The organism is Catellatospora chokoriensis, from assembly GCF_011297315.1.
In the GTDB taxonomy this organism is placed as follows: Bacteria; Actinomycetota; Actinomycetes; order Mycobacteriales; family Micromonosporaceae; genus Catellatospora; species Catellatospora citrea.
The window spans coordinates 1-20,692 of the sequence record NZ_JAAOTI010000017.1; the positions used below are offsets into that span (position 1 = coordinate 1).

At 71.9% G+C, this 20,692-nt stretch carries 18 protein-coding genes; 13 read left to right on the forward strand and 5 right to left on the reverse strand.

What is annotated here, in order from left to right; translation table 11 throughout:
• On the reverse strand, positions 1 to 140 hold a 140-nt coding region (locus HAV39_RS43335; RefSeq protein ID WP_280528750.1), incomplete at its 3' end, for a nitrilase-related carbon-nitrogen hydrolase.
• A 410-nt stretch (positions 141 to 550) separates the two neighbouring features.
• Between HAV39_RS43335 and HAV39_RS24430 the strand changes: the two genes are divergently transcribed.
• From HAV39_RS24430 to HAV39_RS24445, 4 genes are all read left to right on the forward strand, one after another.
• Positions 551 to 1,882: a fibronectin type III domain-containing protein gene (locus HAV39_RS24430; protein WP_191841495.1), complete on the forward strand. Its 1,332-nt coding sequence runs from the start codon at positions 551 to 553 to the stop codon at positions 1,880 to 1,882.
• Between the two features lie 179 nt (positions 1,883 to 2,061).
• Positions 2,062 to 2,553, forward strand: coding sequence for a phospholipase (locus tag HAV39_RS24435; RefSeq protein ID WP_203736335.1), 492 nt, complete (start codon positions 2,062 to 2,064; stop codon positions 2,551 to 2,553).
• Positions 2,554 to 3,284: 731 nt separating this feature from the next.
• Positions 3,285 to 4,655 carry a helix-turn-helix domain-containing protein gene (locus HAV39_RS24440; RefSeq protein ID WP_191841496.1) on the forward strand — a complete coding sequence of 457 codons (1,371 nt, stop codon included), beginning with the start codon at positions 3,285 to 3,287 and terminating at the stop codon, positions 4,653 to 4,655.
• 133 nt (positions 4,656 to 4,788) lie between these two features.
• Positions 4,789 to 7,875 (forward strand): DEAD/DEAH box helicase, encoded by a 3,087-nt coding sequence (locus HAV39_RS24445; protein WP_191841497.1) that lies wholly within the window; start codon positions 4,789 to 4,791, stop codon positions 7,873 to 7,875.
• A 13-nt stretch (positions 7,876 to 7,888) separates the two neighbouring features.
• Here HAV39_RS24445 and HAV39_RS24450 read toward each other — a convergent pair whose 3' ends face one another.
• The gene (locus tag HAV39_RS24450) at positions 7,889 to 8,278 is read right to left on the reverse strand and encodes a Rossmann-fold NAD(P)-binding domain-containing protein (RefSeq protein ID WP_191841498.1); all 390 of its coding nucleotides are present in this window, start codon (positions 8,276 to 8,278) and stop codon (positions 7,889 to 7,891) included.
• A 167-nt stretch (positions 8,279 to 8,445) separates the two neighbouring features.
• Between HAV39_RS24450 and HAV39_RS24455 the strand changes: the two genes are divergently transcribed.
• Positions 8,446 to 8,826 carry a MarR family winged helix-turn-helix transcriptional regulator gene (locus tag HAV39_RS24455; protein ID WP_239120685.1) on the forward strand — a complete coding sequence of 127 codons (381 nt, stop codon included), beginning with the start codon at positions 8,446 to 8,448 and terminating at the stop codon, positions 8,824 to 8,826.
• A 37-nt stretch (positions 8,827 to 8,863) separates the two neighbouring features.
• On the opposite strand, the gene HAV39_RS24460 is transcribed toward HAV39_RS24455, so the two are convergent.
• A complete protein-coding gene (locus HAV39_RS24460) occupies positions 8,864 to 9,865 on the reverse strand; it encodes an alpha/beta fold hydrolase (protein WP_191841499.1) in 1,002 nt (333 codons plus the stop codon).
• 205 nt (positions 9,866 to 10,070) lie between these two features.
• On the opposite strand from HAV39_RS24460, the gene HAV39_RS24465 reads away from it, so the two are divergent.
• The 4 genes from HAV39_RS24465 (at position 10,071) to HAV39_RS24480 (ending at position 13,007) form a co-directional block, all read left to right on the forward strand.
• Positions 10,071 to 10,937, forward strand: coding sequence for a PAC2 family protein (locus HAV39_RS24465; protein ID WP_120315654.1), 867 nt, complete (start codon positions 10,071 to 10,073; stop codon positions 10,935 to 10,937).
• A 222-nt stretch (positions 10,938 to 11,159) separates the two neighbouring features.
• A complete protein-coding gene (locus tag HAV39_RS24470; protein WP_191841500.1) occupies positions 11,160 to 11,981 on the forward strand; it encodes a GntR family transcriptional regulator in 822 nt (273 codons plus the stop codon).
• Positions 11,982 to 12,050: 69 nt separating this feature from the next.
• Positions 12,051 to 12,419 (forward strand): hypothetical protein, encoded by a 369-nt coding sequence (locus tag HAV39_RS24475; protein ID WP_191841501.1) that lies wholly within the window; start codon positions 12,051 to 12,053, stop codon positions 12,417 to 12,419.
• Between the two features lie 120 nt (positions 12,420 to 12,539).
• Positions 12,540 to 13,007 (forward strand): hypothetical protein, encoded by a 468-nt coding sequence (locus HAV39_RS24480; RefSeq protein WP_191841502.1) that lies wholly within the window; start codon positions 12,540 to 12,542, stop codon positions 13,005 to 13,007.
• An 88-nt stretch (positions 13,008 to 13,095) separates the two neighbouring features.
• Here the strand turns inward: HAV39_RS24480 and mshC are convergent, their stop codons facing one another.
• Positions 13,096 to 14,337 (reverse strand): cysteine--1-D-myo-inosityl 2-amino-2-deoxy-alpha-D-glucopyranoside ligase, encoded by a 1,242-nt coding sequence (mshC, locus tag HAV39_RS24485; protein WP_191841503.1) that lies wholly within the window; start codon positions 14,335 to 14,337, stop codon positions 13,096 to 13,098.
• A gap of 89 nt (positions 14,338 to 14,426) precedes the next feature.
• Here mshC and HAV39_RS24490 point away from each other — a divergent pair, with 89 nt between their 5' ends.
• Together HAV39_RS24490 and HAV39_RS24495 are read left to right on the forward strand one after the other, a co-directional pair.
• Entirely contained in the window at positions 14,427 to 15,014 is a 588-nt protein-coding gene (locus tag HAV39_RS24490) for a DUF3090 family protein (RefSeq protein ID WP_191841504.1), read from the forward strand.
• A 248-nt stretch (positions 15,015 to 15,262) separates the two neighbouring features.
• Positions 15,263 to 16,012, forward strand: a complete 750-nt coding sequence (locus tag HAV39_RS24495) for an SCO1664 family protein (RefSeq protein WP_275413938.1) — start codon at positions 15,263 to 15,265, stop codon at positions 16,010 to 16,012.
• Positions 16,013 to 16,018: 6 nt separating this feature from the next.
• Here the strand turns inward: HAV39_RS24495 and HAV39_RS24500 are convergent, their stop codons facing one another.
• Positions 16,019 to 16,324 carry a GNAT family N-acetyltransferase gene (locus tag HAV39_RS24500; RefSeq protein WP_191841505.1) on the reverse strand — a complete coding sequence of 102 codons (306 nt, stop codon included), beginning with the start codon at positions 16,322 to 16,324 and terminating at the stop codon, positions 16,019 to 16,021.
• Between the two features lie 132 nt (positions 16,325 to 16,456).
• Between HAV39_RS24500 and HAV39_RS24505 the strand changes: the two genes are divergently transcribed.
• Positions 16,457 to 19,594, forward strand: a complete 3,138-nt coding sequence (locus tag HAV39_RS24505) for a DEAD/DEAH box helicase (RefSeq protein ID WP_191841506.1) — start codon at positions 16,457 to 16,459, stop codon at positions 19,592 to 19,594.
• An 8-nt stretch (positions 19,595 to 19,602) separates the two neighbouring features.
• Positions 19,603 to 20,688 (forward strand): Lsr2 family DNA-binding protein, encoded by a 1,086-nt coding sequence (locus HAV39_RS24510; RefSeq protein WP_191841507.1) that lies wholly within the window; start codon positions 19,603 to 19,605, stop codon positions 20,686 to 20,688.
• The last annotated feature ends 4 nt before the right edge of the window (positions 20,689 to 20,692 follow it).

Sequence of the window (20,692 nt, forward strand, 5' to 3'; positions counted from 1 at the left end):
TAGAACAGCTCCTGAAAACAGATCACCTTCGCGCCCTGCGCGGCAGCCTGCCGCGCGTACTCCTCATGCGCCTTGATCATGGATTCCTTGTCACCGGTCCAGGTCGTCTGGACCAGCGCGGCACGGATGATGTCTGACATGGTGCGGTCTCCGTCCTGCTAGCGGTTCGGCTCGGCGAGACGCCCGCCCGCCGCCTGGTCCGCCGGCACCGACGGGCACCTCACCACCAGGCCCGTCGCGCGGCGCCGGATGCGGACGGCGAGGTCGGCATGGTTGGAGTCAACCGGCACGGCCGTGGCGGCGGAATTGGCGCATGGTCCGACATCGACCTGCCCTGCCCCTAAGCCGTTTGTACTGTCCTACAAACCATTCGCCGCGACCTGCCGCGCCGTCCAGGCTCCGACCCGTGGGTCATGAGGTTCGTTCGCGACACAGCGTTTCCTTTCCCGTCGACTGTCGCCTATGTTGGTGCCGCGGGCCCCTGACCGGCTCAGCGCCGTATCCGGCCGGGCTTCACCCTGCCGTGGCACCGAATCAGGGGGAGACACCGGTGGCACAGCCACAACCCGAGCACGCGGCTCAGGCGCGCAAGCTGGTCATCCAGCTGGGGCAGCTGCTCACCGATGTCACGGCCGGGCGCCCGGTCGCCAAGGTGCACCAGCACCTGCTCGACCAGTTCGACGCCGCCGTGCACGACTACCGCATCGACGCGATGGAAGTCGGCGAGCAGGAATTCGCCGAAACCTGGCACGCACTTCAATACGGACTCGCCCTCCCCGTGGGCACCTGGGACCAGATCGTCCTGCCCGCGGTCGTGGGCTTCAGCAGCGCCCAGAAGTTGAAGATGCACCTGGAGCTGGCCACCTCCTACTGGCTGGCCGCCCGCGCCGCCGTCGACGCGGTGCCCGACTACCCGGCCGCCGTCGCCCTGCTGGCTCCACCCGAGGCCTACACCACCGACCACACCCTGCCCGTCGTGCCGCCGCCGCCCGGCCCGACTCGGCCGAGCGCGCCGCTGCGGTCCTCGGCCACCGGCGCCGCCACACCGCCCCCTGACGCCGCGCCGTCCCCGACCGCCGACCGCCCCGCACGGACCGGACCCGACCGCCGGGTGCTGGTCGCCGTCGCGGTCGCCGTGCTGGCCACCGTCACCGTCATGCTGGTGCTCATCATCAGGCCGACCGGCGACGGCCAGCCCGTGTCGCTCCAGGACGGGCTGCCCTCCCCGATGCTGTCCGCGGGCGTCATGGCCGACGAAAGCGGCCAGCCGGTCACCCTGCCGACCGCGCCACCGTCGACCAGCCCAGAGCCCGCGCCGATGATCACCAACGAGCCCCTCCCGAAGCCCAGTTGGACCCCGCCGGCACCGCCCACCACGAAGCCTGGCACGACAACCCCGCCCCCGGCCCCGCCGGTCGCGCCGTCCGCGCCCACGCGCCTGACCGCGGTCGCCGCCGTCGAGCACAAGATCTGGCTCTCCTGGTCCGCCCCGGCCAACGGCGGGTCGGGCGGCGTCGCCTACTACCGCATCCTGCGCGACGGCCAGTTCATCGGCTGGACCCGCGACACCAGCGCGACCGTCACCGACCTCGCGCCGGGCACCTCCTACGTGTTCGTGGTCATCGCGGTCAACGCCGCCGGGCTGCAGTCGGGGCCGAGCAACCAGATCACGACCATGACCGCGTCCCCGTCACCGCTTCCCGCGCCATCACCGACCGATCCGGCTTCACCTCCGCCGTCGCCGAGCGAGTCCCCGTCACCGTCACCGGCGGAGACGACCGACGAGCCGTCACCGTCGCCGAGCGAGCCGGAGGCCTCGCCGTCACCGGAGGCCACGTCACCGGACGCCGAGCCGCCGACCGAGCCCGCGGACGCAACCTGACCCTGGGTCATCCGAGCCGTCTCCAATCCCGACCGCCGCTACGCCCTCGGCTGCTCACGCAAGGTTCAACCACGGTTCGTCGCCCAGCGGATGTGCCGGGCCCACGGAACACGGCAACCTACGTTCGCCCCGCCACACCCCGGCGGGGGCAGAACTAAAGGCACAAACCGGAGGTTCCCGTGAGTCGCCCCCTCAAGCTGTCGATCGCCTCGGCGGTGCTGGCACTGACCGCAGTCCTGTTCTCGGCCGGCCCGGCCCTGGCGGCACCCGCCGACAAGCCCCAGGTGCTGAGCTCCTGGACCCAGACCAGCGCGGCCAGCTACAACGCCTGGTGGTCCGCACGTCAGAACCAGGGCGCGTGGTCCGCGTACGGCTTCGACTGGTCCACCGACTACTGCTCGACCTCGCCCGACAACCCGTTCGGCTTCCCGTTCCAGAACGCCTGCGCACGCCACGACTTCGGCTACCGCAACTACAAGGCCGCGGGCACCTTCAGCGCCAACAAGTCCCGGCTCGACTCCGCGTTCTACGAAGACCTCAAGCGGGTCTGCAACACCTACTCGGGCGCCACCCGCTCGGTGTGCAACGGCACCGCCTGGACCTACTACCAGGCCGTCGCCGCGTTCGGCAAGAGCACGCTCGTCGACGGCACCGCCGACGTCACCTCCTGAGTACGCCGTCCGCTGCCCGGGGTGCCTCCGCACACCCGGGCAGTGTCGGCACCGGCTACCTCGCACGCCCCCGAGCCGTACGTGTTCCACGGGAGACCACCGAGCCGTCACCGTCGCCGAGCGAGCCTGAGGCCATGCCGACGCCGGAACCCTCGTCACCGGATCCGGAAGTCGGCCGCCGGGCCCGAGGATGCGGCTTAGGCCAGCCCTCAGCACATCGAGGACCCGCCCGCGACCAGCCCGCCGGTGGCCCGTCCCAGGTTCGCCACGGCACTCGTGCGTCCCGAGCCGCCACGCGGCCGCCTTCGCAGCAGGCGCCTGGACACGACCGGGGCTCACGACCGGGAGTCGCGTGGTGGCCTCGATGACTGCCAGCCTGGCTAGGAAGTGCTCCCGCATCTGCACACACGTCGCGACGACAGGGCATGGCCAAAGACGGCCACAGCCGCACAAGTCTCCCCGCAACCTGCCATGACGGCCGAGGATGTCGTCCGCTGCCGCGATCTGCCGGCGGGCGTAGACCCCGAACTGTTCGGTGGTCAGCGAGCGCATCATTCCTCCTGGTCGGCGTGAGGCCCCACGACGCGCACCTCCGAGTGCGCGTCGTGGGGCCAATCGGCAGGGCGAGCTGGGAGACAAACCGCTGCGAGATCAGCCTCCGGCGGTTGAGGTCGGTTGTGAACAGGTCTGCTGTTGCGGCAACATCGGCAACAACAGATGGGGGCGACGGCGTGGATCGCTACGACGAATCGATGTGCCGACTGTTCGGCGCGGCCCTTCGGCGACTACGCGTGCAGGCCGGCATCTCTCTGCGCGAGCTCGGCAGACGTTGCCTCTACGACTACAGCCGGATCTCGCGAGTGGAACGGGGCGAACACCTCATCAACGCGGCCTTGGTGCCCGCCCTCGACCGGGCGCTCGACGCGGGAGGCCTGCTGACATCGCTCCGCTCGCTGATGCCGGAGCCCGGAGACGCTGCGGCCCCCTCGGCGTTCGGCCGCATAGCCGCGATACATGAGGTCGGCGGCGATACCGTGGAATTGGAGCTCAGTTCGCCAGGCGGGAGGATGATCCGGGTGAACCTGCCTAGGCGCGAGTTCAACGGCCTGCTGACCGCAGGTGTGCTCAGGGCACTGTTGCCGGACGGACTTATCGACCTCGACCAGGTTGAACGCGTCGGCGGCGCGATCAACAGCCCGCAGCGCACCGACGTACAGGTCCTCGGCTACTTTCGCGCCCTCCTCACCCAGCACTACACCGCCGACAAGGCGCTCGGACCACGGCACCTGGTCGAGGTCGTCCTCACCCAGATCGCCGTGCTCGACAAACTTCGGTACGGGAGTAGGCCGGGCACCGCCGAGCCGGCGATGCGGCTGCTGGCCCAGTACGCCGAGTTCGCCGGCTGGCTATACCAGGACCTGGGGAACACAGCGGCGGCCATGCACTGGACCGACCAGGCCGGACAGCGAGCACAGGCCATCGGCGATCATCAGCTGGCGGCATATCTTCTGGTGCGTAGGAGCAACATCGCACTGCTCGACCACGACGCCGTCGACGTGATCGAACTGGCAGCGGCAGCAAGGCGGATGCCGGCGATCAGCCCCAAGCTGGCGGCGCTCGCCGCGCAGCAGGAAGCTCGCGGTTGGGCGTTGAACACCGAAACCGACCGGTTCCGCCGGTTGATCGATTCCGCAGCGGACCTGCTGCTCGATCACCCCGACGGCGTCGACGATGACGCTCCGGTGTACCTGCACAGCTACGACGTGGAGACGCTGGACGAACAGTCCGCGAGCGGCTATCGCGCCTGCGGACAACCGGAAACCGCGGTCGCAATTCTCGAACGAAGGATCACCGCCACGCCCATCGATCAGCACCGTGACCGGGCCCACCAACTCGCGAAGCTCGCCAATGCCGTGCTGCAGACCAGGCAACCCGACCCGGAGCGAGCCGCTGACATCGGGCTGAGCTGCATCGATTCCGCCCGCTCGACAGGATCGGCCCGTATCAGCAAGGAACTTCGCGCGCTCGACCAGGCACTTTCACACCGCTGGCCGGATCTGGCGGGGACCAGGGAACTCCGAGAAGCCCTGACCTTCGCGTGATCGTCATCAACCACGACGGCCGGGCCATCGACTCGGCCTGCGGGTCGGTCCACCATGACAGCCGGGTGATCTCACCCGGTCGGACGACCTCGACCGGCCCGCGTGTGGCAGTCGACGCCTCTACGATCTCGTAGTGGCCGACTCCCCGATCCTCGGGCTGTACGACAGCCTGTTGACCCAGACCCTGGCCGAGCAGGTCGCCCGATGGCAGGCCGACGGCCACGTCGTCCACCTCGACAAGGTGGCGGAGCCCGAGGTCGCCCACCTGCTCGGTCGCTTCGTCGGCGAGGCCGCGGCACGCGCGCTGGCCGCCGTCCGCGGCACGGAGGCACGGGTCGAGCTTGCGAACCAGCTCCTCCGCCTGTTCGACGATCCCGAACTCGTCACCGCCGGCCCGCAGAAGCTGTTGGCCGTCACCGCCGGAGCGCTGGGCTCCACCGCGCCGGAGCGGCCGTCCACCTCACTGTCCGAGGCGGCACTGCTGACCAACGCGCGCGAGGACCCGAACCTAGCGCACGAGCTGACCGCGGAGCTGGCCAGCGCCGACCGCGTTGACCTGCTGTGCGCGTTCGTCAAGTGGTCCGGCCTGCGGATCCTGGAGCGGCGGCTGGAGGAGTTGCGACGCCGGGGGGTGCCGCTACGCGTCATCACCACCACCTACCTGGGCGCCACCGAACGGCGCGCGCTGGATCGGCTGGTCAACGACTTCGGCGCCCAGGTCAAGATCAGCTACGAACAGAACTCCACCAGGCTGCACGCCAAGGCCTGGCTGCTGCGGCGTGACAGCGGGTTCGACACCGCCTACGTCGGCAGTTCGAACCTGTCCCGTGCCGCGCTGCTCGACGGCCTGGAGTGGAACGTACGCCTGTCCGCGGTCACCACGCCCCGGCTGCTCGACAAGTTCAGCGCGACTTTCGACTCCTACTGGGACCGCGCGGAGTTCGAGTCGTACGACCCGTCAACCGACGGAGCCCGGCTCGACGAAGCACTTGCTGTCACCACCTCGGACAGACGCCTCATCGACGTGCCGGCGCTCGTGCCGCATCCCTTCCCGCACCAGCGCGAGATGCTCGAAGACCTCGACCTCCAGCGCACTGCCTACCACCAGCACCGCAATCTGCTGGTCGCGGCAACCGGCACGGGTAAGACCGTCACCGCGGCGTTCGACTACCGCAACCTCCAGCAGCGCCTGGGCAAGCTGCCCAGCCTGCTGTTCGTCGCACACCGGCAGGAGATCCTCGCCCAGGCGCTGAGCACATACCGGCAGGTCCTGGCCACCCCCGCCTTTGGCGAACTGCACGTCGGCGAGTCCCGCAGCCGCGAGTGGCGGCACGTCTTCGCCTCGGTGCAGTCACTGCACCGCGCCATCGCCGGACTGGCCCCGGACCAGTTCGACGTGGTGGTCATCGACGAGTTCCACCATGCCGAAGCCGCCACCTACCGGCAGATCCTCGATCACCTCCAGCCGCAGGAACTGCTTGGGCTGACCGCGACACCGGAACGGGCCGACGGCAAGTCGGTGCAGGACACCTTCTTCGGTGGCCGTATCGCCTCCGAACTGCGGCTCTGGGACGCGCTGCACGCCGACCTGCTGTGCCCCTTCCATTACTTCGGCATCAACGACGAAACAGACCTCAGCGGCCTCGCCTGGACTCGCGGCGCCTACGAAACCCGCGATCTGGAGGCAGCCTTCACCGGCAACGAACAGCGGGCGCGGCTGATCTTCAACGCCGTGCTGGACAAGGTCGGCGACCTGGACCAGGCTCGCGGCCTGGGCTTCTGCGTCTCCGTGAGCCACGCGCACTACATGGCGGACTTCTTCAGCAACAACGGCATCCCGTCCCGGGCGGTCGACGGCTCGACACCGGCCGACGAGCGCAAGGCGGCCCTCGCCGCCTTGCGGGCAGGCGACATCACGTTCCTCTTCGCCGTGGACATCTTCAACGAAGGCCTGGACATCCCCGACATCAACACCATCCTGATGTTGCGGCCCACCCAGAGTTCCACGATCTTCCTCCAGCAACTCGGCCGCGGGCTGCGCCGCACGCCGGACAAGGCGGTGCTCACCGTCTTGGACTTCGTCGGCCTGCACCGGGCGGAGTTCCGGCTGGAGAACCGCTTCCAGGGCCTCACCGGGTTCAGCCGTGGCCGGCTGGAGACTCAGGCCGAGGCCGACTTTCCGCTGCTGCCACCGGGCTGTCAGGTCGTGCTCGACCGGGTCGCCAAGGAACGGCTACTCGGCAGCCTGAAGGAACGCCTCAGCGTCAACGTCAACACGCTGACCAAGGAGATCGGCAGCTACGCCGAACGCACGCTAGCCGGCTACCTGGAGGCCAGCGGCCGCGACATCGCCGACATCTACCGCAACGACCGCTCCTGGACCGCGCTGCTGGCACGCGCTGGCCTCGTACCACCGCAGGCGTCCCCGCTGGAGGCCGAACTCGGCAGGCGGCTGCGTACGCTGCTGCACGTCGACGACGAGGGACGCGCGGCCGCATACGCACGCCTGGTCAAGCCGCACGCGCCCGCGTATGACGAGCTGGGGGATGTCGATCAGGCGTACGCCCGCATGCTGGTCTTCTCGATCTGGCGCGACGGCGGCAAGTTCACCAGCTATGACGACGCGCTCGACCGGCTCCGCAGCGACCAGCTGATCCGCGACGAAATCCGGCAGATCGTCGAGTACGGCGCCGAGCGCCCGCGCCGGGTCGCCAAGCGGCTCCCGGAGGCCCTGTCCCGGGTGCCGCTCGCCGTCAACTCCCGGTACTCCGCCAACGAGGTGCTGAGCGCACTCGCGTGGGTGAAACTCGGCACCGGCAAGGTGCCCGACAACATGCGCGAAGGCGTCGCCTGGTCCGTGGCCACTCGATGCGATGCGCTGCTGGTCACGCTACGAAAGAACGAGAAGGAGTTCTCCCCGCAGACGATGTACCGCGACTACGCGCTCACCCCCGACCTGTTCCATTGGGAGTCGCAGAACAGCACCCGCGAGAACTCCGCCACCGGGTTGCGCTACCGCAGGCACGCGGTGGAAGGGAGTCACGTGCTGCTGTTCACCCGTGAACGCACCACCACCGATGCCGGTCATCCAGAGCCGTACGTGTTCCACGGGACCGCACGCTATGTCGAACACCGCGGCGAGCGGCCGATGGCCATCACCTGGCGGCTCGATGAGCCGATGCCCGAGGACCTGTTCCGCCGTGCCGCAGTGGCCGCATGAGCGGCCATTGCGTTCACGCCGCCAGGTCGTGGTCCCGAGCGAATGCCACGACGTCGGCGGCCGGCCGCCCCGTCACCCGCGCGAAGTCCGGAGTGATCCGATCACCCCAGTCGGCGGCGTACGCCGCAAGGTATTCGGCGGTGACATCGGCCGTCCACGCGGGCAGGCCCGCCGCCCGCATGCCGGCCACCACGTCGGCTCCGGGCACGGGCTGGTAGTCCAGGCCCGGTCGGGCGGCCGCCTCGCGCATGGACAGGCTCTCCGGGCCGGTGATGGTGTAGATCCGGCCGGCGTGGCGTGCCGGCTCGGCCAGGACCCGGGCGCCGAACGCCGCGATGTCGCGTACGTCGATGGGGCTCAGCCTGCCTTCGCCGGTGGCTCCGTACAGGGTGCCGCCGTTCACCGAGCCGAGGAGGTTCTGCAGGAAGAACGCGGGCCGGATGACGGTCCAGCCGAGGCCGGAGGCCAGCAGCTCGGTGTCGGACAGCGCGTGCAGGCGGCCGTTGCGGGTGGGCGCGTCGGCGGAATAACCCCGACCTCGGTGCGCTGACCGCGCGGTTGCTGTTCGCCGTGCAGCGGCAGCTGGCCGGCAGCCACGCGCAGACCAAGCCCCGCCACGGTGCCGTCATGGCCTACCTGGACGAGCAGGGCAACCGCGCCACCGAACTCGCCGAACTGTCCGGGCAGCACAAACAGGTCATCGGCACGCTCGTCGACGAACTGGAGGCCCTGGGTCTGGTCACCCGCGAACCCGACCCCGCCGACCGCCGCGCCAAACTCGTGGTGCCCACCGCCAATGGCCTGGCCCAGATGAAGGCAGGGGACGAGGCGATGGCCGGCGTCGAGGAACGGCTGGCCGCGGCCATCGGGCAGGACGACTACCGGGCCTTCAAACGCACATTGCAACGGCTCGCGGAGCTGAGCATGCCGGGCGACGCCACATCGGACTGACCGGTCCCGCCCGGCGGGCTTCCGCCTGGCCGGGCGCTCAGCTTCCGGTGGGGCGGGGGGACGACGCCCGAGTGAGCACCTCGCGGACGGCCTGGATGACCGCGTCGGGTCGCTGGTTCTGCACGTAGTGCGAGGTGCCGGGCACGGTGACGTGCTCAGCGCCGGGTATGCCCGCGGCCAGCCCGTCCTGGCCCGCGCGCCATGCGCGTTCGAGGTCCGCGCCCTCGGTCGCCGCGTACGGCGAAGGCATGGGGTCGGGCAGGGCGAGGTCGCTCGACGACAGCACGACCACGGGCATGGCGCGCAGAGGCGGGGCGGCTTCGATCTGGTCGTAGACGGCGCCCAGGTCGTAGGCCTCGGTCCGGTAGCCGGGCACCGTGTCCGGGGCGAGCGCCGGATACCGGCCCTTCTCGAACAGCTGCGGCGACTGGGCCGCCCGGTGCGCCGGTGCTCCGGCGTCGACCAGGACCATTCCGCTGACCTGGTCAGGGTGGGTGCGGGCGTACAGCTGGCTGAGCGCCCCGCCCAGCGAGTGGCCGACCAGCACGTACGGTCCGGGCTCCCCGGCGACCGCCAGCAGCTTGTGCAGTTCGGCGACCAGCTCGGCCGGGTCGCGGGGCATGGGCGGCACGGGCGTGCTGCGCCCCGCCGCCGGCGACGGGGCCGACGTCACGGCGCCGCCGGTGCTCGTGGTGGTGATGAGCGAGCCGGGTCGGTCGTAGGCGCAGACCCGGGTGAACGCTGCGACGCCGGGCGCGACCGCCGGCGGGTGGGCTTCGGCGAGGCTCCAGATGTCGCCGGCGTTGCCGAAGCCGGACTGCATGACGACGGTCGGGCTGCCGGTGCCGTGGCATTCCAGGTAGAGGCTGCGGCCGCCGCCGATGTCGACCAGACCGGCGAAGTCCCCGGGTGCGGCGGCCGGCGCGGTGGGGGCGACCGACGGCACCGGGCCTGCGGCCACCCGGCTGCAGGAGCCCGCCGCCAGGGTCAGCGCGCCGGCGGCGGCCAGGGCGGCCAGGCGTCGGCCGGTATGTGCCATCACCCACCCCCGAGGACGCGGCGTGCCGGCGGTGCGCACCTGGTGGCGGCGGTGGAGCCGGACACCGGTCCGGTCCTCAATCTACGCCGGGCCGGAGTGTCTCCCGCCACAGCTCGCGATCATCGCCCTGCGTACCGCCTGGTGCGACACGCTTGCGGACCCGACCCGCCTGGACGATCCGGCGCAGCGCCGTAGGCTGACAGGCGTGACCGAGTTCGACGGCCTTCCTGTCCTGCGTTCCCCCGTCGCCATCGCCGCCTTCGAGGGGTGGAACGACGCCGCTGACGCGTCCACTGCCGTGGTCGAGCACCTCGAGCAGGTGTGGGACGCGCGTGAGGTGGCGTCGGTGGACCCGGAGGAGTTCTACGACTTCCAGGTGAACCGGCCGCTGATCACCCTGGTCGACGACACCCGGCGCATCGAGTGGCCGAGCACCAAGTTCATGGTCGCCTCGCCGCCCGGGGCGCAGCACGACGTGGTCCTGATCCGCGGCATCGAGCCCAGCCTGCGCTGGCGCACGTTCTGCAACGAGATCCTGGAGATCTGCCACAGCCTGGGCATCGAGAAGATCGTGCTGCTGGGCGCCCTGCTGGCCGACGTGCCCTACAGCCGGCCGCTGCCGATCAGCGGCACGGTGACCGGCAAGCACGCCGGCGAGGAGAAGATCGAGCTCACCCCCACCCGGTACGAGGGCCCGACCGGCATCGTCGGGGTGCTCCAGGACAGCGCCTCGCGCGCCGAGATCGACGCGATGTCGTTCTGGGTGCACGTGCCGCACTACGCGAACAACCCGCCGTGCCCGAAGGCCACGCTGGCCCTGCTGCACCGGATCGAGGAGGTCCTCGACCTGCCGGTGCCGATGCTGGACCTGGCCGAGGAGTCCGCCGAGTGGGAGGACCGGGTGCGGGCCGCCGCCGCCCAGGACGCCGAACTGGCCGAATACCTCCGCGACCTCGAAGAGCGGGCCGGTGACGTCGCCAAGCCGCTGTCCGGCGACGAGATCGCCGTCGAGTTCGAGAAGTACCTCCGCCGCCGCGGCGGCTCCCCCGGCCCCACCCACGGCACCTGGTAACCCGCCCCCGCCAACCCCCGCCCGCCCGCCACCAGGCGCAACTCTTGACGAGTTGCGCCTTTCGGCGTGGTCGCAGACCGCGACTCGTCAAGAGTTGCGGCACGGGGGTGGATGCCGTGCGGCACGGCGGGGTGGGGACGGGCGGCGTGTGGGGGGCGACACGCCGTGCAAGGGCTTCCTAGGTCGCTAGGTATTCGGACATTTGTGCGGCATGATCGCCTCATGACCGAGACGGGCATCGGCGGGATCAATCCGGGCGCGGCGGAGCACCCGCACCGGCAGATCGCCGCCCAGCTGCGCGCCAAGATCAGACGAGGCGACTGGGCCGCGGGAGAGCAGCTGCCCTCCATCCCGGCGCTCGCGCAGCTGTTCGGCGTCGCGAAGCAGACCGTGCAGCGCACCATCGACCAGCTGCGCGTCGAGGGGCTGCTGATCACCAAGCCGGGCTCCGGCACGTACGTGCGCGGCACCCGGCGGCGGCTCAACCGGCTGTCCCGCGGCCGCTACGGCGCGCACCGCGGCTACCACGCCGACCTGGCGGACCGCTACCGCCAGCAGCTCACCGAGGTCACCCGGGCCAGCCCGCCGGCCGAGGTCGCCGACGCGTTCGGCGTGCCCGACTCGACCCTGCTGGTGGTGCGCCGGCACCTGGTGCGCACCCAGGACGCCGTGGTCGAGGTCGGCGCCGCCTGGCTGCGCCCGCAGGACACCGCGGGCACCCCGCTGGAGCGCCTGGAGTCCTTCGGCCGGCCGCTCTACCAGGAGGTCGAGGAGGTCACCGGCCGCCGCTACGTCACCGCCACCGACACCATCACCGCCCGGCTGCCCACCCGCGAGGAGGCCGAGACGCTGCAGATCCGGCCGGACACGCCGGTGCTGCACCTGCTGCACGTCGCGTACGACGGCGAGCACAAGGTGATCGAGGTGGCGCAGGCGACGTGGCCGGGACCGATGACGACACTGACGGAGGAATACCGGGTGCCCACGCCACGCCCGGACGCCGACCTGGACGGAGATCCCGATCCTGGCCTTGTCCTGGGCTAATCTGCGGACTGTCGGGTGCCCGACACCTTTTCGCCTGCGCACCCGCGCGTTCGCCGCAAGGATGGTTGCATGACCCTTCGCCGATTCTCCAACGGAGCGCAGCGAGGTGCCGGGAATCGGCCTGACGGTGCGGTTCCACACTCCCCGCAGGCGCTGGTGGCGCTGCTCGGCGCGCTCGTCGTGCTCGTGATCGGAATAGCGCTGCTCGCCGTCCTGGTGGTCGGCATCCTCGACGGCGTGCCCAGCACCGGCGTGCTGCTGCTCGGCGCGCTGACCATCGGCGTGTTCGCCCTGGCCGCGCGGCTGGGTCACGTCGCACTGACGTTGCGCCGGCAGGCAGCGGCTCCGGCCCGAACGGCCCGCGCGCGCCAGGCGCCGCCGCAGCGGCCCTCCCGGGTCGCCGTCCGGCCCCGCCCGCAGCCCCGCCCCCGCGGCTAGCCTCGGGTCGGGTCGGCGTCGCCAAGCCCCGCGGCATGCGCGACGGGTGGCGGCGGTGTCCCCACTCCCGTGACACGCGCCACCTGGTAGTCCTTGCGTCCTCGACGCAGACTGTCGGGCATGACGAGCGACGCGCCAGGTGACCGGCTGACACCGCGGCCGGTGGGCTACCTGGCGATGCTGGCCGCCTTGCCGATCTGCGGCCTCGGACTGATGTGGGCGCTGTCGAGCATGGTCCGCCACCGGGGCATCGGCCCCGTCCCCCTGCTGCTGGCAGTGGCAGTCGCGGCGGCCGCCGTGTACTGCGCCCGGATGCTGAGGCGGGGCGTGCACGCCACGTACGCCTACGTGTACATCGTCGACGGCCGGGTCCGCCCGGTGCACTTCCACCAGGTGCAGGCGTTCACCGTCCGCCCCGACAGCGGCGCCCCCACCCTGTGGATCGACCTGACCGACGGCAGCACCCTGCCCACCCCCGTCACCGAGGACCCGGAAGCCGCCCTGGGCAAGGTCCGCGTCACCCCCACCGAAATGACCACCCTCACCACCGAACTGAACCGCCGCCGCCTGCTCCCGCACCACTCATGATCACGACGATCTTGCGCGAACTGTTGCCCTTTTGTCCGGTACGAGTGTGTCGTACCCGCAGTTCACGCAAGATCGTCGCGGCGGGCGGCTAGAGCTTGAGGCCCAGGAGGGCGTCGAGGGTTTCGGTCATGAGGGCGGGGGCCTGGTGGTCGGTGCCTACGCCGGCGAGGGTGTTGTCGACCCAGGCGTCGATCAGGGCCAGGGCGCCGGGGGTGTCGAGGTCTTCGGCGAGTTTGGCGCGTACGCCGGCCAGCAGCTCGGCGCCCGAGGGCGCGACGGCGGCCCGGGCGGCCTGGCGCCAGCGGCCCAGCCGGTGGGCGGCGGTCTCGAAGACCTCGTCGGTCCACTGGCGGTCGGCGCGGTAGTGGTCGCTGAGCAGGGCCAGGCGCACCGCCATCGGGTCGACCTTGTCGGACCTCAGGCGGGACACGAACACCAGGTTGCCGCGGGACTTGCTCATCTTCTCGCCGTCCAGGCCGATCATGCCGGCGTGCACGTAGTGCGCCGCGAACGGCGCCTTGCCGGTGAGCACCTCGGCGTGGGCGGCGGAGCACTCGTGGTGCGGGAACAGCAGGTCGTTGCCGCCGCCCTGCACGTCGATGGTCTCGCCGAGCAGTTCCAGCGCGATCACGGCGCACTCGATGTGCCAGCCGGGGCGGCCCGCGCCGAGCGCCCCGCCAGGCCAGGACGGCTCCCCGTCGCGGCGGCCGCGCCACAGCAGCGGGTCGAGCTTGTCGCGCTTGCCGGCGCGCTCGGGGTCGCCGCCGCGCTCGGCGAAGAAGGCCAGCATCTGCTCTCGGGACAGGTTCGACTCGTACCCGAACCGGGGCGCGGCGGCGATGTCGAAGTACACGTCGCCGGTGCCGTCCTCGAGCCGGTAGGCCGCGCCCTGGTCGAGCAGCTCGACGACCTTCTCCGCGATGACCGGGATCGATTCGACCGCGCCCACGTAGTGGCTCGGCGGGATGATCCGCAGGGCCTCCATGTCCTCGCGGAACAGGGCGGTCTCGCGCATGGCGAGGACCTTCCAGTCCTCACCGTCCCGGGCCGCCCGCTCCAGCAGCGGGTCGTCGATGTCGGTGACGTTCTGCACGTAGACGACGTCGTGCCCGGCGTCGCGCCACATCCGGTTCACCAGGTCGAATGTGATCATGGTCGCCGCGTGGCCGAGATGTGTCGCGTCATACGGCGTGATGCCGCAGACGTACATCGTCGCGTGCCCGCCCACCGGGCGGCTCGGGAAGGCGCCCTGGCGTGCGGAGTCGAACAGAGCCAGCGGCTGTCCGGCGCCAGGCAGGCGCGGGACGTCAAGACCGGACCACGTTTCCATGCCCGCCAGCCTAACCAGCTTTATGCCGAGAGCGGATCTCCCCTGGCGCGGTTACCCGCTTGCGCGGGCGTGACGCTAGGGTCGCAGGTATGACCCATCAGGTGTACGCATTCGAGCCGCCGGAGCGGTTCGTCGCCGGTACGGTGGGTCCGCCGGGCGAGCGCACGTTCTATCTGCAGGCTCGCGGCGGCGGCCGCCTGGTCAGCGTGGCTCTGGAGAAGATGCAGGTCGCACTGCTGGCGGAGAAGCTCGAGGAGCTGCTCGCCGAGGCGCATCAGCGGTTCGGCGCGGAGCTGCCCGCCGCCGCCGAGGGCCCTGCCGACAACGAGCCGCTGGACACCCCCGTCGACGAGGAGTTCCGCGTCGGCACGCTGGGACTGGCCTTCGACGTCGAGACCAGCACGGTCATCATCGAGGCGATCGCGGCCGAGGAGGCCGAGTTCGACGCCGAGGCCGAGACCGCCGACGACGAGGATGAAGACGAGGACGCGACGCCGGAGATCTCCGACGATCTCGACCGGCTGCGGGTGCGGCTGACCCCGGCGGAGGTGCGGCAGTTCATCGACCGCGCGAAGCGGGTGGTGGCCGCGGGCCGGCCGCCGTGCCCGCTGTGCGGGCAGCCGCTGGACCCGGCCGGGCACCTGTGCCCGCGCCACAACGGCTATCACCGCAGGTGAGAACGCTGGTGGCGGAGTAGCGTCACCCGGATAGCACGCAGTCCCATCCGAAGGTGAGGTCCGCCATCCCTCCCACCGGCGACCAGACGCACACCGGCAGCGCCGGTGAGCACGACGTGTCCCATGGCCCCGGCAGGCAGGCCGGGCCCGGCGCTGCCGATGATCACGACCGGCTCCCCGGCGGTGCGGCCGTGACGGGCCGATCCCCCGGTGAGCCGCCGCCCGGGGACGCGGCCGGCAGGGCCGAGCTGGGCCGGCTGCTGCGGGATGCCGACATGGAGATCGAGGGTCGGCTGATCGAAGCCTCGAACACGACGCTGCGGGTGATCCTTTCCGGCGGTGGGCGTTCGGTGCGGGCGGTGTACAAGCCGGTGCGCGGCGAGCGCCCGCTATGGGACTTCCCACACGGCACGCTGGCCGCCCGCGAGGTCGCCGCGTACGCGGTGAGCGAGTCGCTGGGGTGGGACCTGGTGCCGCCGACGGTGCTGCGCGACGGACCGCTCGGGCCGGGCTCGTGCCAGCTGTGGCTGGACGAGACGATCGAGCCGCCGGTGGACTTCGTGCCCGCCGACGAGCTGCCGCAGGGCTGGCTGCCGATCGCCGCGGCGCAGGACGAGGACGGGCGGCCGTATCTGCTGGCGCACGCCGACGACGCGAGGCTGGCCCGGCTGGCCGCGTTCGACGCTGTGATCAACAACGCGGACCGCAAGGGCGGCCACGTGCTGGCCACGCCGGACCAGCGGCTGTACGGCGTCGATCACGGGATCTGCTTCCACACCGAGGACAAGCTGCGCACGGTGCTGTGGGGGTTCGCGGGACGGGCGGTGCCGCCGGAGGTCGCCGCGGCGCTGCGCGCGTTCGACCCGGGAGTGCTGGACGACCTGCTGACCACGGCGGAGGTCGACGCGGTCGGCACCCGCATCAAGCAGCTGGTCGCCGACGGCCGCCTCCCCCAGCCGCCCGAGGACCGCCACGCCATTCCGTGGCCCCCGATCTGACCGGGGCTACTTGATCCGCTTGGTGCCGTGGGCGGTGATGTCGCCGTACTCGGGGTGCTTCTCCAGCCAGCCGGCCAGGAACGGACACATCGGCACCACGGTGCGGCCCTTGGCCCGGGAGTCGTCCATCACCGTGCGGGCCAGCTTGCTGCCTACACCCTGGCCCTCGTACGCCGGAGACACCTCGGTGTGGGTGAACACGATGACATTGCCGGTGAGCTGGTAGGTCATGAACCCGGCCACCGCCTGCTCCGCGCTGTCGCGGGCCTCGAAGCGCTCGCGCCCGGGCGCGTCCGTCACGTCGATCGACATCCGGTCATCGTAGCCCCGGACCCGGGCCCGGCCGACGTTCCCGCCGGTGGCGGCGGTGCGCGCGGAGTCCGGGGACCGGGCCCGTGAGAGGATCGGCGGCGGTCTGCCCGCTCCCGAACCAGGAGGTCACGCGTGTTGGTCGCGCACTGCGTGTACAGCGGCGACGGCAACTGGGAGTTCTGGGCCGAGGACGCTGATCTGCAGGCCACCCTGCCCGCGCAGCGGGGACGGCTCCGCACGCGGGGGCCCGGGCTGCATCCGTTCGCGGTGTCCACCGAGCACCTGGGCGCGGCGCTGGGCGCGGCCCCCGGCGCCGGTGACGATCAGGCGGGCTGGTCGGTCCTGGCACTGCCCGCGCAGCACCACCGGCCGACGCCGTCGGCGGACCTCGGCACCGGCCCGGAGCCGGATCGTCTCGCCGCGTTCCTCGTCCCCACGCTGCGCATGGACGCCACAGCGGCGCTGCGGCTGCTGCCCGGCCTCGCCCCGATCGGCGGGGCCACCGTGCGCTTCGCGGCGGCGCTCGCCCGCGCCGCCGCGCACCTGGTCGGCAGCGGGCTGGTGACCCCGGCGCTCACCTGGGACGACGAGAGCGAGTACTGGTTCGCCGACTGGCGTGCGGCGTCGTCGCTGCAGGTCGCTGCCGTACGCATCCCGTTGCTCGCGGCGATGCCGCCCGCGATGCGGTGCTGGCTGTACGACGAGCAGGTGGCTCTCGCGCCCGCCGAGGCCGTGTTCGACGCCGCGCTCGACTCGATGGTGGACGCGCTGGCCACCGAGGTGGTGTCGGGCCTGGGCACGGCTTTGCTGCCGGAGCCCCGGGGCCGGGTCACCCGCCAGAGCCAGGCCGCCGAACGGGTGCTCACGGCGCTCACCTCCACCGACAACGTCATCGACGCGGAGCAGCTCCACCCGTACGAAGCGAACCGCCTGTCGCAGGACCTGGACACCTGGCGAGCCGGCGGCAGGTCGCGGGCCGGCGGGCTGGTGCGCACCTGCCTGCGCCTGGTCGCCCCCGGCGACGCCGAGCCGGACGGCCCGGCCGGGCCCGGCGAGGCAGCCGACCGGGCGGACGCGGCCGGTGACGGCGACGGCACCGGTATCTGGCGGCTGGAGTTGCTGCTGCAGTCGCACGAGGACCCGTCCCTGATCGCCGGGGCGGACGAGGTGTGGCGGCTCGACGGCAACGCCCTGCTGTTCGCCGAGGCCGGGTTGGACCCGCAGGCCGCGCTGCTGGCCGGGCTCGGCCGGGCCGCGCAGCACTACCCCCCGCTGGCCAGGGTGCTGCGGCAGGCCGCGCCGGTCGGCATGGCCATGGACGGCGAGGACGCGCTGATCTTCCTGCGCCGGCATGCCGCGGCGCTGACCGCGGCGGGCCTCGGGGTGCTGCTGCCCGCCTGGTGGAGCGGCCCGCGGCCACGGCTCGGGCTGCGCCTGAGCGCGCAGACGCCGCCGCAGCCCGGCATCGTGGCCAAGGACTCCCAGCTCGGCCTGGACTCCCTCGTGGAGTACGCCTGGCAGGTGGCCCTCGGCGATGAGGTGCTCACCGAACAGGAACTGGCGGCGCTGGCCGAGGCGAAGTCGCCGCTGGTCCGGGTGCGGGGGCAGTGGGTCGAGGTGGACCAGGCGCGGCTGGCCGCCGGGCTCAGGCAGCTCGGCAGGTCCGGACGGCGCCAGATGACCGCCCGTGAGGTGCTGCGCGCGGGCCTGCTCGGCGAGGGCGCCGAGACCGGGCTGCCGATGATCGGCGTCGCCGCCACCGGCTGGCTCGGCGAGCTGCTGGCCGGTGGCCCGGCCGGCAGCTTCCAGGCGCTGCCGACGCCGGACGGATTCGGCGCGCGCCTGCGCCCGTACCAGGAGCGCGGCCTTGGCTGGCTGTCGTTCATGGACGCGCTCGGCTCGGGCGCGGTGCTGGCCGACGACATGGGCCTGGGCAAGACCATCCAGGTCCTGGCGCTGCTGGAGCGCGAACGCCAGCAGGCTCCGGGGCTGGGCCCGACGCTGCTGGTGTGCCCGATGTCGCTGGTCGCGAACTGGCAGCGGGAGGCGGCGAAGTTCGCGCCGAAGCTCGCCGTGCACGTGCACCACGGCGCGGAGCGGCTGACGGGCGAGCAGTTCCGGGACGCGGTCGCGGGCGTGGACCTGGTGCTGACCACGTACAGCCTGGCCTTGCGGGACCAGCAGGAGCTGGCCGAGGTCGGCTGGCGGCGCGTCGTCGTCGACGAGGCGCAGGCGATCAAGAACGCGGCGGCCAAGCAGTCGCGGGCGATCCGGGCGCTGCCCGCGCCGCGACGGATCGCGCTGACCGGCACCCCGGTGGAGAACCGGCTGGCCGACCTGCACTCGATCATGGAGTTCGCCAGCCCGGGGCTGCTCGGCAGCGCGGAGTCGTTCAAGCGGCGCTTCGCCGTGCCGATCGAACGCGACGGCGACGAGCAGGCGGCCGCGCGGCTGCGCCGGGTGACCGGGGCGTTCATGCTGCGCCGGGTCAAGACCGACCCGAACATCATCTCCGACCTGCCCGACAAGATCGAGATGACGGTCGCCTGCAACCTGACCCGCGAGCAGGCCTCGCTCTACCAGGCTGTGCTCGACGACATGATGCGCCAGGTCGAGCGGGCCGACGGCATCGACCGACGGGGCCTGATCCTGGCCACCCTGACCAAGCTGAAGCAGGTCTGCAACCACCCCGCCCAGCTGCTCAAGGACGGCTCGCGGATGGCCGGGCGGTCGGGCAAGGTCGCCCGGGTCGAGGAGATCTGCGAGGAGGTGCTCGCCGCCGGCGAGAAGGCACTGCTGTTCACGCAGTTCGCCGAGTTCGGCGGGATGCTGTCCGGGCACCTCGCGGAGGTCTTCGGGCAGCCGGTGCCGTTCCTGCACGGCGGGGTGGACCGCAAGACCCGCGACGGCATGGTCGCCGCGTTCCAGGGCGAGGGCGGGCCGGGGCTGTTCGTGCTGTCGCTCAAGGCCGGCGGCGTCGGGCTGAACCTGACCGCGGCCAACCACGTCATCCACGTCGACCGCTGGTGGAACCCGGCCGTCGAGAACCAGGCCACCGACCGGGCGTTCCGCATCGGGCAGCGCCGCGACGTGCAGGTGCGCAAGCTGATGTGTGCGGGGACCCTGGAGGAGCGCATCGACGCCGTGCTGGAGCAGAAGAAGGCCCTCGCCGAGGCGACCGTCGGCAACGGCGAGGCGTGGCTGACCGAGCTGTCCACCGACGCGCTGCGCGACCTCGTCGCGCTCACCCGCGACGCGGTCGTCGAGTAGGGGGCGGGATGGCACGGCACGACGAGGACACCTGGGGGCGCGGCTTCCCGTCCGCCAAGCCGCGGCTGCCCGCCGACGGCATCCGGGCCCGCAGCCGGCGCGGCGACATCGCCACGACCTGGTGGTCACGCCGCTTCCTGAAGGCCATCGAGTCGCCGGAGACCGCGAGCCGGCTCAGCCGCGGCAAGTCGTACGCGCGTTCCGGCCAGGTGCTCTCGCTCACGGTCGCGCCCGGCGAGGTGGCGGCGCAGGTGCAGGGCTCCCGGCCCGAGCCCTACACGGTCACCCTCGGCGTCGCGACGTTCATGCCCATCGAATGGCGGCGGGCCGTCGACGCGCTGGCGCAGCAGGCCGTGTTCAGCGCCGAGCTGCTGGCCGGACGCATGCCCACCGACGTCGAGCAGGCACTGGAGCCGCTCGGCATGTCGCTGTTCCCGACCATGCGGCAGCTGGACCTGGCCTGTTCGTGCCCGGACTGGGGCAACCCGTGCAAGCACGCGGCGGCGGTGTGCTACCTGCTGGCCGAGCTGTTCGACGAGGACCCCTTCGTCATCCTGCACTGGCGCGGCATGCCCCGCGCCGAGCTGCTCGACGCGCTGCGGGCGCACCGCGCGCAGCAGGCGGACGGCGCGACCGAGGACGCCGGCGAGCCCGACGAGCTGCGCGGTTTCTGGACCGCCGGCCCGCTGCCCGCGCCGCAGCCCGCCGATCCGGCGGCGGCCACCCGGCTGCTGCAACGGCTGGGCCCGGTCGGCCACACCGTCCGCGGCGTGGACTTCGCGCAGGCCCTGGCTTCGGCGTACGAGGCGATGACGCGGCACCGCTGGTCGTCCCCGCTGCTGACGGGCGACCTCGACGAGCTGCTCCCGCCGGTCGCACCGCCCGCCGACCCGCCCGGGGAACCGGCGACCCCGCCGGACGCGGCCCGCGCACGCGTGACACCGCTCGGCGCGACCCGCACCTCGGTGGCACCGCCACCCGGCGCCGCCGAGGTGCGGGCCTGGGCGCGGAGCAACGGGATTGAGGTCAACGAGCGTGGCCGCCTGCGCGGCGAGGTGTTGCAGGCCTACCTGGACGCGCACTCACCCGGTTGACGGG